The organism is Roseicitreum antarcticum, assembly GCF_014681765.1.
In the GTDB taxonomy this organism is placed as follows: Bacteria; Pseudomonadota; Alphaproteobacteria; order Rhodobacterales; family Rhodobacteraceae; genus Roseicitreum; species Roseicitreum antarcticum.
Map to the genome: position 1 here is coordinate 2,370,882 of NZ_CP061498.1, position 15,358 is coordinate 2,386,239.

Here is a 15,358-nt window from a genome sequence, read left to right on the forward strand (position 1 = left end):
CCCATACTTCGCCCGGGCGGCCTAACCCGTGGAGGATTGGCAGGCAGGCGGCTTCGGCCTCTATATTCACTGGCCGTTTTGTCAGGCGAAATGCCCCTATTGTGACTTCAACAGCCATGTCAGTGCACAAATTGACCAGACGCGCTGGCAGGCGGCCTATCTTTCGGAAATCCGGCGTGTCGGCGCGCTGACGCAAGGGCGTGTGCTGAACACCGTGTTCTTCGGCGGCGGCACGCCCAGCCTGATGCAACCCGATGTGGTGGCCGCCGTGATCGCGGCCATCCGTGATACATGGACACCCGCCAATGATCTGGAAATCACGCTGGAGGCCAACCCGACATCCAGCGATGCAGGGCGCTTCGCGGGTTTCGCCGACGCTGGCGTAAACCGGTTGTCCATGGGCATCCAGTCGCTGCGCGACGCCGATCTGAAGCGGCTGGGCCGCCTGCATTCGGCATCCGAGGCGCGGGCGGCATTCGACGTGGCGCGCGGCATATTCGACCGTGTCAGCTTTGACCTGATCTATGCCCGGCAATATCAAACGCTGGACGACTGGCGCGCCGAATTGCGAGAGGCCGCAGCGATGGCGGTCGATCACCTGTCGCTTTACCAATTGACGGTCGAGGATGGGACGGCCTTTGGGTCGCGCTTCCTGGCGGGAAAACTCGGCGGGCTGCCGGTCGATGATCTGGCCGCCGATATGTACACGGACACGCAGGACACCTGCGATGCGCTGGGTCTGCATCCCTATGAAGTCTCGAACCACGCCCGCCCGGGCGCAGAATCTCGGCACAACCTGATTTACTGGCGCTACGGCGATTATGCGGGTATCGGCCCCGGCGCCCACGGCCGCCTGACACTGAACGGCGGGCGCATGGCAACAGAGACCCCACTGGCCCCGGGCAAATGGCTGGAGATGGTCGAACGCGGGGGCGACGGCACCAGCGTGTCCGAGGTGCTGACCCCGAATGCGCAGGCCACCGAATACCTGCTGATGAGCCTGCGCCTGCGCGAAGGCAGCAGCCTGTCGCGCTATGCAGCGCTGAATGGCGTGGGTCTGCCCGTATCCCGGCTGAACGGCCTTTCAGATATGGGGCTGATCCGCGTTCAGGACGATTGCCTGAGCGTCACCGACGCCGGGCGGATCTTGCTGAATTCGGTACTGTCCGAACTTCTGGGCTGAAGATTGACGCGGCGGCGGCGATCAAGGCCCGCCGCGCCCTGTCCCGCCTCGATCGCCTGCATCTTGCGGCTGATGATGCGGGCCAACGCGTGCACATTCGGGTCTTGCAGCGTCGTCAGGTGATAGCCCGGCACGTCGATCATCTCGAAGCCCACAGCAGCGACCGGGGCCCAGCCCAACCCGCTGGAAATTGCGGCCTTGCTGTCATAGGTCTGTTCCTTGCTGCGGAAAACAGTGATCAGGCGGGGATAGGGCGCGGGGTGGTACGCCTTGATCAGCAGCGCCAGTTTCGCCTGATGCGCAAGATCGGTGACCAGCGCTGCGTCAGACGCCTGCGCCAACATCGGCAGTGCACGATGGGCGGACAGCCGCAGGCGCAGTTTCTCTGCCTCAAACCGCAGGGTCATCCATGCATGATGCGAACGGCCCCGAACCACACCGCCAAAATTGTGCACCAGTTGGCGCAGATACCCCAACGTCGTCGCCTGTCGCGGATTCTGCGGGCGGCCGCCCGGCCCGCTGGCATCCAGGAAATAAAGCCCCGCGACATTGCGCCCAGCAGCAACCAGCTGCTGCGCCAGTTCCAGCGCCATATAGGCGCCGTTCGACACCGCAGCCAGACAGATCGGACCTGTTGGGTACTGGCTCTGGATATTAGCGCAGTAGATCGCGGCGATCTCTGGGATCGTTGCCGGTGTGTCGGGGTCGAACATGTCAATCGTCAGGCCATACACCGGACGGCGCGGCGCCAGATGCGCCGCCAGCGGACGGATATAGGATGCTTCCGGCCCCAGCACCTGCACCATGAACAGGGGTGGACCGTTACCCGCAGGCTGGATCGGCACGATGCACGACAGCCCCCCGGGCCGCGCCCCCGCGCGCCCCAGTTCCGAAGCAAGGCCGCGCGCGGTTGGAAACTGGTACAGGGTGGCCAGTGTCAGACGCTGGCCAAAATCGCGCTGGATCAGGCTCATCAACCGGACCGACAGCAACGAGTGACCGCCAAGGTCAAAGAACGACACGTCCGGATCGACCCTGGCCGTATCGAGCAGCCGTGCAAAGATCGCCTGTAACTTTTGCGTCGCCGCATCGGTCTGCGCCGGCGCGGCTGCGGGTTGTGGCGCGGCAGGGCGCGGCAGGCGGGCGACATCTGTTTTGCCGCCGGGGGTCTGCGGCAGGTCGGCCACGATCTGGATCACAGGCAGCATATGCGCGGGTAGATGCTCCGACAGGCTGGCTTGCAGCTCCCTCAGGCACAGCGGCGCGTCGGCTGCGGCGCGCGGACGCACCCAGGCCAGAAGCTGCGCATGCGCGCTGTCGGGATTGTCCACCGCAACCACGGCGACACCGACGCCCGTGTGGCGTTCCAGTGCAGCCTCGATCGCAGCGGGCTCGATGCGGTAGCCGCGCAGCTTCACCTGACGGTCCATGCGGCCAAAGTAGCGCAGCGTGCCATCGCCGCGCCAGGCAACCCGGTCGCCAGTGCGGTAGACGCGGTCAGCCGGCGTGGCGCCGGAGGCGAAGCGGTCGGGCAGGAAGGCGGCGCGCGTCAGATCCTCACGCCCCAAATAGCCGTGGGCAACTGCAGGGCCACCAACCCACAGCTCACCATCGACGCCCATCGGCGCAAGGCTGCCATCAACGCAGGCCACATAGGCCCGTGCATGGCCGAACGGGCGGCCGATGGGCACATCGCCTCCGTCGAACGCATACTCTGCCGGATCATAGAGGGTGGCGGTAATCGTCGCCTCTGTCGGACCGTAGCCATTGAGCCAGCGCAGCCCGGGGAACATGCCGCGCCAGCGGGCCAGCACCGTGGGCGACACGCGTTCGCCCCCCGCAATCAACAGCCGCAACGAGGAAGGCAGCGCCGCACCGCCGGTCTCCTCCAGGTGTTCGGCCAGCGCATGCCAGAAGGCGGTCGGCAGGTTCAGGACGGTGATCTGCTGCGCGTCCAGCGCGGTCACGAAATCATGTCCCGACTGCACCACGGCATCGTTGCGCAGCACCAGATGCCCGCCCGCAAGCAGGGTCGGCAAGATCTCTTCGATGGAGATATCAAAGGACTGGCTGGTGAACTGAAGCACCCGGTCCGTGTGGGTCAGCCGATAGGCCCCGATGGCGGCATCGGCATGGTGCGCCAGTGCGTTATGCGAAACTTCTACCCCTTTAGGTTGTCCGCTGGACCCCGAGGTGAAGATCACATAGGCCCGCCGCGCAGGATCATACCCTACCGGCTGCGGCAAGGCGGGGCCAACGGCCTCTGCACCCAAATCCTGCGTCATGCTCAGTGTCGGGATATCGGGCATGCCAATGGTCTGGGCAAATGTCCCTTGGCAAACCAGGCAGGCAAGGCCAGCGCGGTCAACCATATCAGCCAGAACCGCCGCCGGATAGGTGGGGTCCAGCGGCACGAAGCTGGCGCCAGCCTTCAGCGCGCCCAGAAGCGCCGCCACGTAGTCCGCCCCGCGCGGCAAGGCCAGGCCCACCGTATCGCCCACCCTGACGCCCCGATGTTGCAGCTTTGCCGCGATCTGATCAGCCCGGCTGTCAAGCTGGGCATAGCTCAGCCGGCCCGGCACGCCGATCTGGCTGACGGCCGGCCGTTCGGGGAATCGCGCCGCAGCATCCGCGAACCGGGCGACGACACCGCGCGCGCCCGCATCCGTTGGGGTGGGATGGTCGGGCTGACCCAGCGCCAACAGGGCAGAGCGCTCAGCCGCGGGCAGCATGTCGATATCGCCCAAGCGCGCGCCGGGCGGCGCGGCGGCCAGCGCGCGCAAAGTTGCGTTAAGATACTCGGCCAGCCGCGCCGCGCCCGCCCCGGACAAGCGCGAGGGGTCGTATTCAAACTGCACCAGCATCTGCGGATCATCATAGACCGCAACCGTGACCGGCGTGGCGATGTGGCTGATCTCGCAGATATGTCGCGACTGCCAGTCCGGGCCTTTCGCCTGCATTTGCACGGCCAGCGACCCACGGTCAAACATCACGATACTGTCGAACAGCGCGCGTTCAGGCCCGATATCGCTGGCTGCGGCAATATCGCTTGGCGAGACAGTTTCAAAAGGCTGCGCCGCCAGGGTCTGACCCCGCAGTTCAGTCAACAGAGCGTCGACGGTGGTGTCAGAATCAGCATCTACGCGCACCGGCAGGGTGTTTATCAGGCACCCAGCGACGTTCGCCGCATCAGGCAGTAGGTGCCGACCGGATCGGGTCAGCCCGAACACCGCACCACTGCGCCCCGACACCCGTGTCAGGACCAACCCCCACGCCGCAGAGACCAGATTGGCCGCCGTCGCACCGGCGGCCTGCGCCCGCGCATGAATGGCCCGGCTGTCCGCTGCGCTGAGGGTTGTGGTGATGAACCGACGCTCGGACATGGTGCCAGACGCACCCTGACAGAAGGTTGCGGGTAGCGCATTTGGCGCGTCAAACCCTGACAAAAGCGCCCGAAAATGCGCGACGGCGGCGGATTTGTCTTGCGCTGCAACAGCGTCGCAATGATCCAGAAACCCGGGCGCTGCAGGCAGCGGAGCCAACCGCGCGGCGCGCCGGTTGCACAAACCGTCATAGACCGTGAAAAGATCGTCAAGGACCAGACGGAAGCTGGTCCCATCCAGCACCGCGTGGTGAAAGGTCCAGACCAGCACCGACCGCCGCGCGCCCAGCCGCAGCCAGGCCACACGCCAGTTGGGCACTGCATCGACCGCAGCGCCGCGGGTCTTGTCGGCGGCCAGCCAATGCGCCAACGCGTTTTCCTGATCACCGACGGTGCGGTGGCTCCAGTCATGCGTCGTCATCTGCACGCTGACCGAAGGAAGAACGCTTTGTTGCGGGCCTTCCTCGGCCCCGGCATCGATGGCCAGCCGTAGCGCGGGATGCCTGTCAGCCATGGCCTGCCACGCCTGTGCCATGAAGCGGGGGTTCACATCCTCTCCCTCAAAGCGCGCAACGATCTGGATCACGTTCAGTGCAGGGATGCCGGACAGCGCACTTTGCAAAAGCAACCCGGCCTGCGCAGGCGTCAGCGGTGCTTTGCGCGCGGGATCAGCAGGGACGCCCATGGAAAGCGTGCGATCCAGCAGTTTCCCCATGACGGTCATACGCCACCCCCGTTCAGCAAGGTGGCGACAGCATCCAGGTTTATCCACAGCGCCAACGCCGCGACCAAGGCCGTCGCTGCCGCCATCGTCGCATCATGCAGCGGATCCCAGGCGCCATAGCGCCGCGCCAACCAGACGATGAACGGATACGTCAACACAAACGCCACGCCCTGCCCCAGCAGCGCGCCGACCAACCCGAAGTTCATCACACCGATCAGCACACAGCCCAAAAGCAGCACCGACCGCACCGCCGTCACGGCAAAGAAACGGCGCGAGTCGCCCATCGCCAGCGCGATCTGATCATAGCCCATCCCGATGATCTGCACCATGAACGCGACCGACAGCAGCACCAAAATAGGCCCCGACTGCACATAGCGGTCATCATATAGCAGATCGACCAGCGAAACCCCGGACAGCGCCAGCATTGCCGACAGCGCCACCAGCGCCCCTGTCAGGGAAAACCGCATCCGCCGCAACAGCAGGAAATTGGCGCGCGACGCAGCAGGCGGGGTTTCACGATAGACCGGAATGACCATGCGCCCGACCAGCGCATAGGCCAGCATCACAGGCACGCTGGCCAGAAAATAGCCGATGTTGTAGATCCCCAGCATCTCGAGCGTCAGGAACTTTCCCAAGATCAGCTTATCGCCCTGAAGCGCAAGAAACCCCGCAACCGTGCTGAGGAAGACCCATTTGCCGAAGCCCACCAGCTCGCGCACCGCGCAGCGTTCAAGCCGGAAAGCGTTTCGGATACCCGGGAGGCCAAAATGCATCAGCAAGAGCTTTGCAACCGAGCCGACCAATTGCCCCGCCACCAGCGCCCAGACCGACCGGAACACCAGCGCCAGTGCAACCATGGTGACAATGGCCACAAACTGACTGAGCAGGTCCAGCATTGTCACCCGCCCCAGCGCCAGATGGCGCGCGGCGGAATCAACGTTTGACGGCTCGAACCCCGCGAAAACCAGCACCATTGCGGCGACAGGAATGATGTACTGCAACTCGGGCGAGCCATAAAACTGCGCCATGGGCCAGGCCATCAGGCATGCCAGCCCCCAGATGATGAAACCCCGAATGACATCCAGCGTCCAGGCGGTGTTCAGGAACTCTGGCTCATCTCCGCGCGGGCTGCGCATGATAGACTGCATGATCCCCACATCCGAGAACATCTTCAGCCCGATGACCACCACGGTGACCAGCGCCATGAGGCCAAAGGCCTCGGGCACCAGAAGACGCGTCAGGATCAGGTTGCCCGCCAGCCGAAGGGCCTGACCGCCGCCAAAGCCGATAACCGTAACAACCGATCCCCGCATCACCCGCGATATCAGACCGTTACCCATGAACCTGCTTTGAAAACCCTGAAGTACTGCCTGCATCCGACCTGCTCACCCTACATTCGGGCCTTCGGGTGGAATGCTCAGAAGCTACCAAACAACTAATCACAACAAATGGCAGCCCGGCACATCCCCAAAGACGCTTTTTTCCGGGGTACTGGGTGTCTGGGGCAACAATGCGGCGAATCTTTGGTGTCTTTGTTTCCGGTTCTGAAGCAACTTCGCGGCGCCTCAGGCCAGCCCGTCCACGAAATCGGGCAGAGTCGCAAAATCGCCAAAGGCGAATGCATGCGGCAGTTCTGCCACCGGGGCCTGGCGGTAGCCTTCGGTGAACAAGGCAAAACGCTGTCCCGCGCGGCGCGCGGTTTCGGCATCGGTCTCACTATCGCCGACATAGAGCAGCGGCGCACCGGGCAACGCGGCAAAGGCAGCGTGCATCGGCGCGGGATCGGGCTTTTTCACTGGCAGGCTGTCGCCACCGATCACCACGCCAAAGAAGCGCGAAAGGTCCAGCGCATCAAGGATCTGTACCGATTGCGCGTGAAACTTGTTGGTGCATATGCCCAGCGCATGGCCTTGCGCTGTCAGCACCTCCAGCGTCGCGACCACACCCGGGTAGGGCCGTGTCAGATCGGCGGGATGGGCGGTGTAATGTGCGACCATCCGGGCGGTCAGCGCCGCATGCTGTGCAGGATCGATGCCATAATGCGCCATGACTTGTCCGACGAAATGCGGGATGCCCTTGCCGACGAAGGTGATCGCGGTCGCCATGTCCAGCGGCGGATGCCCAGCCTCTTGCAGCATCCGGTTGGCAGCGGCGGCGATATCAGGTGCACTGTGGACAAGGGTACCGTCAAGGTCGAAGACAATCGCGCTCATGCTGCTTTCCACTTGATTGAACAGCCCATCGACGGGATCTGGTGCTGCGGGCCCTGCCCGGTCGCGGCTACTTGCTTCATTGCCTCGAACAGTTCACGACGTGCATCGGCGGGGCCGCTTTTGTTGCGCGATGCATCCAGACGCCCCCGGTACTGCAAGCCGCCATCAGCGTTGAAGCCAAAGAAATCCGGCGTGCAAGCCGCACCCCAGGCACGCGCTACGTCTTGCGTCGCATCATGCAGATAGGGGAAGGGAAAGGCATGCTGCTGCGCCATCTCCCCCATGCGCGAAAAACTGTCAGCGGGATAGGCATCCGCATCATTGGCGCAGATCGCCGCGACCCCAAGGCCCAGCGCCTGCAAGTCGCGCGCGTCACGGATCACCCGCTCAAGCACGGCCAGCACGTAGGGGCAATGGTTCCAGATGAACATGATCAGCGTGCCCTTCTGCCCGGCAATATCGCGCAGGCTGTAGATCCTGCCATCGGTGGCGGGCAGCGCAAAATCGGGCGCTTTCCAACCAAAGTCACAAACGGGGGGGCTTACGGCCATGGGGATACTCCTGCGGAGGGGCGGGGTCAGCTGAGGGCGGCGGTCGCAGCGTCGCGGATTGCTTGGATGTTGGCGCCATAGGGCGCCGGGTTAGTGACCGAGCCGCCCTTGAATACCGCCGAGCCCGCGACCAACACATCCGCGCCCGCAGCCGCCACAAGTGGCGCGGTGTCCGGGGTCACACCCCCGTCGATCTCGATATGAATGGGGCGGTCGCCGATCATGGCGCGCAGTCGCGCAACCTTGTCAACCTGCGAGCGAATGAACTTCTGCCCGCCAAAGCCGGGGTTGACCGTCATCACGCAAATCAGATCGACCATATCCAACAGATACCCGATATTTTCGATCCCAGTGCCGGGGTTCAGCGCAAGCCCGGCCTTCGCCCCCGCGCCGCGAATGGCCTGAAGCGTCCGGTGGATATGCGGCCCGGCCTCCAGATGCGCGGTGATGATATCCGCCCCCGATTGCGCGAAAGCGTCGATATAAGCATCCACCGGCGCGATCATCAGATGCACATCCATCACGCCCTTGATATGCGGGCGGATTGCCGCGCAAGTGGCAGGGCCAAAGGTGATGTTGGGCACGAAATGGCCGTCCATCACATCGACATGCACCCAGTCGCAGCCCTGTGCCTCGATCGCCTGACACTCGGCCCCAAAATTGGCAAAATCGGCGGACAGGATAGAAGGGGCGATCTTGATGGCCCGGGAAAAGGTCATGGCGTTTGGTCCTTATAGCACGCGGCCATGTCGCCCAACGTATGGCCAAGGGTTGCAAGACTGCCCGGTGGCGCCAAGCATCACAGCGTTCCTTGCACAGGTCGGCCAGCGCGTCCATGCCGGTTTGCGCAATTTCCGCGAATGTAGCGCCACAGCGGGATGCAGCGCCTAGCGCCCGCGCCCCCGCACGGGCTGCGGCGGACATGCCTGAAACGTTACTAACACGGCCTAAAAGACACCTCAGATGGCGCCGCTCTTGCGCGACAAAAGGTCCCTGCCCCGGCGTACCGGGCAAATTGAATCGACTCTGCGCATGGCGCGGCCTATATGTGAACATATCAGGAACAAACGATTCTTCCATGCGCAAATCATGCCTCGACGCCTCCTCTCTCTCTGGTTGCCGCATCTTGCCTCGGACCGTGTTCTGCGCAGGCAGGCGGTGCCGGGGCCGTTTGTCGTGGTGGCCACAGCGGGCGCGGCGGAGCGGGTGCATTGCCTGAACGCCGCCGCCACGCAGCTGGGGCTGCGCCGGGGCATGGCGCTGACCGATGCGCGCGCGATGTGCCCCGACCTGATCACCCGCCCGCATGAGGCAGAGGCGCAGGGGCAGACGCTGGATGCACTGCGCCGCTGGGCGCTTCGCTATGCACCATGGGTGGCGCGCGACGGTGATGACGGGCTGATGCTGGACATCACCGGCGCGGCGCATCTGATGGGCGGCGAAAGCGCGATGGCCGAAGAAATGACCGCCCGGCTGGGCCGCGCCGGGCTGGCCGGGCGCTGTGGGCTGGCCGACACGAAAGGCGCGGCATGGGCTCTGGCACGCCTTCAGGCAACGGCGGACACGCCGGCGATTGCCGCGCCGGGTCAGAGCATGCACGCCCTCGGGCCGCTGCCGCTGGCCGCCCTGCGGCTGGAGGACGACACCTGCGCCGCGCTTGACCGGATGGGCCTGCGGCTGGTGCGCGATCTGACGCAACTGCCGCGCGCCACGCTGGCGCGGCGCTTTGGCCAGCAGGTACTGTTGCGGCTGGATCAGGCGATGGGCGCGGCGGCTGAACCGGTGGACCCCGAACCCGCGCGGCAGCATTTCGGTACCCGCCTGACCCTCCCAGAGCCGATCGGGCTGCAAAGCGACCTGCGCGCCGGGCTGGCGCGCCTGCTGCACCGGCTGTGCGACACGCTGGCCAAGGCCGAGCTGGGCGCGCGGCGGCTGCGGCTGGATCTGGCGCGGGTGGACGGGTCAGCCATTCAGGCAGAGATCGGGCTGGCCCGCCCGATGCACGACGTGCCTGCCATTCTGCTGCTGTTTGACCGCGCGATTGAAAGTATCGACGCTGGCTTTGGCATCGAACAGATGCGCCTGACAGCACCGCTGACCGACCCCCTGCCCGCCCGTCAGATCCATGCGGGCCATGGCATGGGGGGCTACCATACCGGCGCCGGAGGATCAGTTGCCGGTAACGATGGCGCCGACACCGAGGGGCTGGCCGATCTGCTGACCCGGCTGGGCAACCGCATCGGCTTTGACAATCTGCAGCGGTTTCTGCCCGCAGAAAGCCATATTCCCGAACGCAGCTTCCTGATCGCCTCGGCCGTGCACGCGGACATGCCGGACGAATGGCCCACGGGCCATGAGCGCCCGTTGCACCTGTTCCCCCCCGAACCGCTGGACTGCACCGGCCCCCAGCCACCCCACCGATTCCGCTGGCGCAGGCAGGTCCTGACCACCACCGCCGCGCAGGGGCCGGAACGCCTGACGCCAGAATGGTGGCTGGACGACCCCGCCTGGCGCAACGGATTGCGCGATTACTGGCGGGTTGAGACCGCGCAAGGCCTGCGGTTGTGGATGTTTCACACGCCGCAAGCGGGCGGATGGGCGGTGCATGGGGTGTTCGCCTGAGGCGGGGGTCGAAGCCCGCCCGACACCCCCGCCGCCGGTAAAGCCGCGGATGGCGCACCACCCAGGCTGACCGACGCCCCCTTCCGGCCCAGGATCGCAGCACAGAACGGCATGCTATGGCTTTGCGCCACAACACCGGCCCGAGTATGGGTTTGCGATCCCGGCCAGAGCGGCTAGAAGGACGCCACGCATTCGCCCAAGGACGCCCACTGATGACCGATACCCCGCCCCCCCACACGCAAGCGCCCAGTAAATCCCTGCGCGCCGCCGCCGACAAAGAGGTGGGGCGCTGGCTGTGGGACGGGTTCGTGCGCCGCCGCCTGTGGCTGATCGGCATCGCCATGGCTCTGATGGCGGTCGAAGGGTCGATGCTGGGCGCATTCAGCTATCTGGTCCGCCCGATGTTCGATGAAGTGCTGGTCGCCGGACGTGCCGATATGGTCTATGTCGTGGCCTTTGGCGTCGCCGCAGTATTCGTCGTCCGCGCAGTCACCCGGCTGATCCACCGCGCCATCATGGCATATACCTCGGAAACCGTAATCGCCGAGGTGCAGACGACCCTCTTGTCGCATCTGATGCGACTGGATCAGGGTTTTTATCAGCGCCACTCGCCCGGCAACCTGATCGAACGGGTGCGCGGCGATACCATGGCCATCGGCGCGGTCTTCACCCGCCTTGTCCCCGGCGTTGCGCGCGAAGGGGTTTCGGTCGTCGCCCTTCTGGCCGTTGCGATCTATACAGACTGGCTGTGGACGCTGATCGCGCTGCTCGGCATCCCGTTGATGATCTTGCCTATGACGGCGCTGCAACGCATCGTGCGCCGCAAAAGCACCACGGCGCGGCAGACGGCAGCCGACAGTTCCAACCGGCTGGATGAGATTTTCCACGGCATCGCCACCGTGCAACTGACCGGATCCGAAGCGCGTGAGGCCGGGCGCTATCGCAGCATCATGGCGCGCTATGTCAGCGCAGCGATCCGGGCGATCATCGGACAATCGGCGATTTCTTCGGTCATTGACTTGGTTGCGGCCATCGGCTTTGCGGCGGTACTGATTTATGGTGGCATGCAGATTATCGACGGTGAGCGGACTGTCGGCCAGTTCATGAGCTTTTTCACCGCCATCGGGCTGATCTTCGACCCGCTTCGCAAGCTGGGCGACATTACCGGATTGTGGCAGGCCACGCTAGCCAGCCTGGAGCGGCTGTATGCGCTATTGGCCATCAAACCAACGATCGTAAACCCCGAGAGCCCCGCCGTTGCCCCACCTGCCCGAGCACACGCCGAGGTTTCGATGCACGACGTATTCTTCGCCTACGACGAAGACCCGGTCCTGCGCGGCATCAGCCTGACCGCGAAAGTGGGCACCACCACCGCGATTGTCGGACCGTCCGGAGCCGGGAAAACCACTGTCTTTACCCTGCTGACACGGCTGGCCGATCCGCAGTCTGGCGGGGTGATGATCGGGGGGCAAGACATTCGCGGGATGGATCTGCACAGCCTGCGCGGCCTTTTCTCGGTCGTCAGCCAGGATACGGCACTTTTTGACGAAACCATCCGCGACAATGTGCTGATGGGCGCCGAGGGCGTGTCCGAAGAACGGCTGCACGCCGCACTGGCCGATGCACATGTGACCGAGTTCCTTGACAGCCTGCCACAGGGGCTGGACACGCGGGCCGGGCCGCGTGGCTCTTCCCTGTCGGGCGGACAGCGGCAGCGTGTTGCGATCGCCCGGGCATTGCTGCGCGATGCGCCGATCCTGCTGCTGGATGAGGCGACAAGCGCGCTGGACGCCAAATCGGAATCGCTGGTTCAGGCGGCGCTCGACCGGCTGTCTGCGGGGCGCACCACGTTTGTCATCGCGCACCGGCTGGCCACCGTCCGGCGCGCCGACCAGATCCTGGTGATGGAGCGCGGGCAAATCATCGAGACCGGGAACCACGATGCGCTGATGACGCAGAATGGCGCATATGCCCGGCTGCATGCATTGCAGTTCAACACGCCGGGGCAAAAGCCCTGAGGCACAGCCGCCCCCAGAGATGCAAACCGCCCCTGCCCTGCCCAAAACGTCACGAACGCGGCTGAATATCCAGCCAGATGCCGCTTTTGGACCGGACGGTCAGATGTGCGACGGGGACAGGAATGCGCCCGGGCACCGCGCTGAACCGAAAGGCACGCGTCAGCAGCGCCAGAAGCAAAACCCCTTCGGCCATAGCGAAACCCGCGCCAGAACAGACGCGCGGCCCAGCGGAAAACGGCAAGTAGGCGTCACGGGCATGGGCGCGGTTTTCGGGCGTTTGCCAGCGATCGGGGCGGAAAGCATGCGGGTCGGGCCAAATGTTTTCGTTCCGGCCCATATGCCACGGGCTGATGATGACCTGCGCCCCCCTGGGCGCCTGGCGGTTGCGAAAGACCTCGGACCGGGTGGTCTGACGCACCATCATTGGCACCGAAGGGTAAAGACGCAGGGTCTCGCGGAAGACATCGCGGGTGAAGGGCAGTTTCGACAGGGTGGCGAAAACTGGGGGCTCGGCCAGCGCGGCATCGGCTTCGGCGGCCACATTTTCCTGAACCTCGGGATGGGTGGCGAGCAGATAGAGCGCCCAGGACAGCGCTGATGCACTGGTTTCATGCCCGGCCAGAAAGAAGATCGCGACTTGATCGATCATCTCAGCGGAGTCGAACTGGTCACCGGTGACGGGATCTTTCGTCGTCATGATCTGGGTGGCGAGATCATTCGGGGCGGTGCCCGCAGCAATCGCCTCTTTGCGCTGCACGGTCAACTGTCCGATCAGGTCGCGGATGGCCGCTGCCGTGGCGCGGGTGGTGCGGCGGTGCGGGCGGGGCAACCAGCGGGGCCAGGGGATCATCGCGGCCAGGTTCAGGATAGGCTGGGTGCGCTGATGCGCGCGAAACTGCTCGAATACCGCCGCAGCGATCCGGTCCTCGATGGGGATCGAGAATAGCGTGCGGAAGATCACATCGGCGGCAGCATGGCTAAGCACGCCCTCAACCTCGGTCACACCACCCGGCGACAGGCGCCCAACAGCGGCCTGCCCGGCAGCCAGCATCGCCGGAAATGTATCGCGCAGCCGCCCCCCCTCAAACGCCGGGTCGATCATCCGGCGCTGGCGCTTCCATTGATCGCCATTGGTTACAAACACTGAATTGCCCAGAAGCGGCAGCAGGCCTTCGCGCACACGGTGGGACTTCGGAAAATCATCAGGGCGGTCGGACAAGACAGTGCGGATCAGATCAGGCTGGTTGATGAGGAAGGATCGCAGGAAAGGCAGCCGAAACTCAGCCATCTTGGCGCGATAGAGCCGCGCAGGCTGGGTCGACAGGATATCCTGTCGAAACATCGCCAAATGCCGCAGGAATGACACGCTCCCGGGGCGATGCTGCGGTTTGGGTGGCAGGGTCATTCGGGCATCCGGGTGGCGTAGGGGTTCAATGACCGCCGCGTGGTGCTGGCGGATGAGCCGCGCCCGGCATAGCGGTCGGCCAGCGTCCGAGGCCCGGCGGTGATCTGAAAGTAGTCATAGTCGCGCGGGGCGTCGAAGGCACAGAGGTACTGAAAATGCAGCCGAAAATACCGACGCTTATACTTGGCATAAGTCTGGGGCGTCAGGCTTTGGCTGAACGCGGCCGACACGACAATCGGCCAGCGCTGCCCCTTTGCGGGCGCAGCACCACTGGTCGCGACCGGGTCACAGAGCGCATAGCAACACCCATCGCCCGGCGCCGTCACATCGACCCATGTGAGTTCCCGGCGTTGCGACAGGTAGTGCAGATCCGCACGCAGGGCATCGGCATGGGGCAGATAGCTTTGCATCGGCACGCAATGTCCCAGCGACAGAAAGGCAAGGCGCGGCCCGTCATCGCTAACCGCACCGCGTCGGACCACATTGGCCAAGATGGACACGCCCAGATGCACGCCCGAGGAATGGCCAACGACCAGAACCTCATCCAGCGTATCGTCCTGCAAGGCATCGGCGATCATGTCAGCCATTTCGCGCAAACGGGCCTGAAGCTGCGGTGGGTTGCGACCCAGATGCCGCGCGGTGAAGGCATAATCATGCAGCAGATAGTAGACGAAGAACCGACCATCCAGTCGCCGAAACAGCATCAGAACCGGGGGTACCACGGCAAGCCCAAGCACATAGGCGGCGACACTGGGCATCAGATAGGACAATGCCCAGCCCACGCCCGCAGCAAGCATCAGCGCCAGCGCCAGTTGGCCCAACAGCATCACCACGGGATACATGGCCGCGATGCCTGGACCCGCGCGAAGGCGGAACAGCCGAAAGATCGCGCCAGTGCTGACATAGATCCAGAAGGTCTTCAGAAGCAGCCAATAGGTCGCAGCAATCCCTGCCTGCATCGAATCGCGCACGATGTCAGACCAGATCAGGATATTCATCTCGGACGCGGTGGTGGTTCCATCAATGGCAGCGGTCACGCGCCAACCATAAGGGCCAGGGCCTTTCTTTGGCTTCTGGCTGATCTGATAGCCTGAAATAGCCGCCTGCGCAGCTGACTCGGTCCGGTAAAGCTCGCGATAACGACGCGGCGGAAACGGGTCATAGCCGGGAATGTAGAACACCCGACGGTTACTGACGGATTGCGGTTTATGATGTGCCATACTCTGCGCCTGTTCGCCCGTGCCACGGGCCTTGGCGGAA

10 protein-coding genes are annotated in these 15,358 nt (G+C 64.5%); 3 read left to right on the forward strand and 7 right to left on the reverse strand.

Features of this window, described 5'->3' with window-relative positions:
* Positions 1 to 28 precede the first annotated feature (28 nt).
* A complete protein-coding gene (gene hemW, locus H9529_RS11385; RefSeq protein ID WP_092884359.1) occupies positions 29 to 1,183 on the forward strand; it encodes a radical SAM family heme chaperone HemW in 1,155 nt (384 codons plus the stop codon).
* Here the strand turns inward: hemW and H9529_RS11390 are convergent.
* From H9529_RS11390 to rpe, 5 genes are all read right to left on the reverse strand, one after another.
* A complete protein-coding gene (locus H9529_RS11390) occupies positions 1,108 to 5,289 on the reverse strand; it encodes a non-ribosomal peptide synthetase (RefSeq protein WP_092884361.1) in 4,182 nt (1,393 codons plus the stop codon). The two genes, hemW and H9529_RS11390, sit on opposite strands and share 76 nt — an antisense overlap.
* The gene (locus H9529_RS11395; RefSeq protein ID WP_223814145.1) at positions 5,286 to 6,629 is read right to left on the reverse strand and encodes an oligosaccharide flippase family protein; all 1,344 of its coding nucleotides are present in this window, start codon (positions 6,627 to 6,629) and stop codon (positions 5,286 to 5,288) included. The genes H9529_RS11390 and H9529_RS11395 overlap by 4 nt, the downstream gene beginning before the upstream one ends.
* Before the next feature lie 225 nt (positions 6,630 to 6,854).
* The gene (gph, locus tag H9529_RS11400; RefSeq protein ID WP_092884365.1) at positions 6,855 to 7,502 is read right to left on the reverse strand and encodes a phosphoglycolate phosphatase; all 648 of its coding nucleotides are present in this window, start codon (positions 7,500 to 7,502) and stop codon (positions 6,855 to 6,857) included.
* Positions 7,499 to 8,053, reverse strand: a complete 555-nt coding sequence (locus H9529_RS11405) for a thioredoxin family protein (protein WP_092884367.1) — start codon at positions 8,051 to 8,053, stop codon at positions 7,499 to 7,501. Before H9529_RS11405 ends, gph begins: the two co-directional genes overlap by 4 nt.
* A 26-nt stretch (positions 8,054 to 8,079) precedes the next feature.
* On the reverse strand, positions 8,080 to 8,772 hold the full coding sequence (gene rpe, locus H9529_RS11410; protein WP_092884369.1) for a ribulose-phosphate 3-epimerase: 693 nt from the start codon (positions 8,770 to 8,772) through the stop codon (positions 8,080 to 8,082).
* A gap of 370 nt (positions 8,773 to 9,142) precedes the next feature.
* Between rpe and H9529_RS11415 the strand changes: the two genes are divergently transcribed.
* Both H9529_RS11415 and H9529_RS11420 read left to right on the forward strand, forming a co-directional pair.
* Entirely contained in the window at positions 9,143 to 10,675 is a 1,533-nt protein-coding gene (locus H9529_RS11415) for a Y-family DNA polymerase (protein ID WP_092885305.1), read from the forward strand.
* A gap of 212 nt (positions 10,676 to 10,887) precedes the next feature.
* Positions 10,888 to 12,693 carry an ABC transporter ATP-binding protein gene (locus H9529_RS11420; RefSeq protein ID WP_092884371.1) on the forward strand — a complete coding sequence of 602 codons (1,806 nt, stop codon included), beginning with the start codon at positions 10,888 to 10,890 and terminating at the stop codon, positions 12,691 to 12,693.
* A gap of 49 nt (positions 12,694 to 12,742) precedes the next feature.
* Here H9529_RS11420 and H9529_RS11425 read toward each other — a convergent pair whose 3' ends face one another.
* Both H9529_RS11425 and H9529_RS11430 read right to left on the reverse strand, forming a co-directional pair.
* Positions 12,743 to 14,098 carry a cytochrome P450 gene (locus H9529_RS11425; RefSeq protein WP_092884373.1) on the reverse strand — a complete coding sequence of 452 codons (1,356 nt, stop codon included), beginning with the start codon at positions 14,096 to 14,098 and terminating at the stop codon, positions 12,743 to 12,745.
* A complete protein-coding gene (locus tag H9529_RS11430; RefSeq protein WP_092884375.1) occupies positions 14,095 to 15,318 on the reverse strand; it encodes a hypothetical protein in 1,224 nt (407 codons plus the stop codon). The genes H9529_RS11425 and H9529_RS11430 overlap by 4 nt, the downstream gene beginning before the upstream one ends.
* Positions 15,319 to 15,358 lie beyond the last annotated feature (40 nt).

Excerpts from the sequence above, each read along its gene's own strand:
- H9529_RS11395 (WP_223814145.1), bottom strand. The coding sequence starts at position 6,629 with ATGGGTAACGGTCTGATATCGCGGGTGATGCGGGGATCGGTTGTTACG.
- rpe (WP_092884369.1), bottom strand. The coding sequence starts at position 8,772 with ATGACCTTTTCCCGGGCCATCAAGATCGCCCCTTCTATCCTGTCCGCC.
- H9529_RS11425 (WP_092884373.1), bottom strand. The coding sequence starts at position 14,098 with ATGACCCTGCCACCCAAACCGCAGCATCGCCCCGGGAGCGTGTCATTC.
- H9529_RS11405 (WP_092884367.1), bottom strand. The coding sequence starts at position 8,053 with ATGGCCGTAAGCCCCCCCGTTTGTGACTTTGGTTGGAAAGCGCCCGAT.
- H9529_RS11430 (WP_092884375.1), bottom strand. The coding sequence starts at position 15,318 with ATGGCACATCATAAACCGCAATCCGTCAGTAACCGTCGGGTGTTCTAC.
- gph (WP_092884365.1), bottom strand. The coding sequence starts at position 7,502 with ATGAGCGCGATTGTCTTCGACCTTGACGGTACCCTTGTCCACAGTGCA.
- H9529_RS11420 (WP_092884371.1), top strand. The coding sequence starts at position 10,888 with ATGACCGATACCCCGCCCCCCCACACGCAAGCGCCCAGTAAATCCCTG.
- H9529_RS11390 (WP_092884361.1), bottom strand. The coding sequence starts at position 5,289 with ATGACCGTCATGGGGAAACTGCTGGATCGCACGCTTTCCATGGGCGTC.
- H9529_RS11415 (WP_092885305.1), top strand. The coding sequence starts at position 9,143 with ATGCCTCGACGCCTCCTCTCTCTCTGGTTGCCGCATCTTGCCTCGGAC.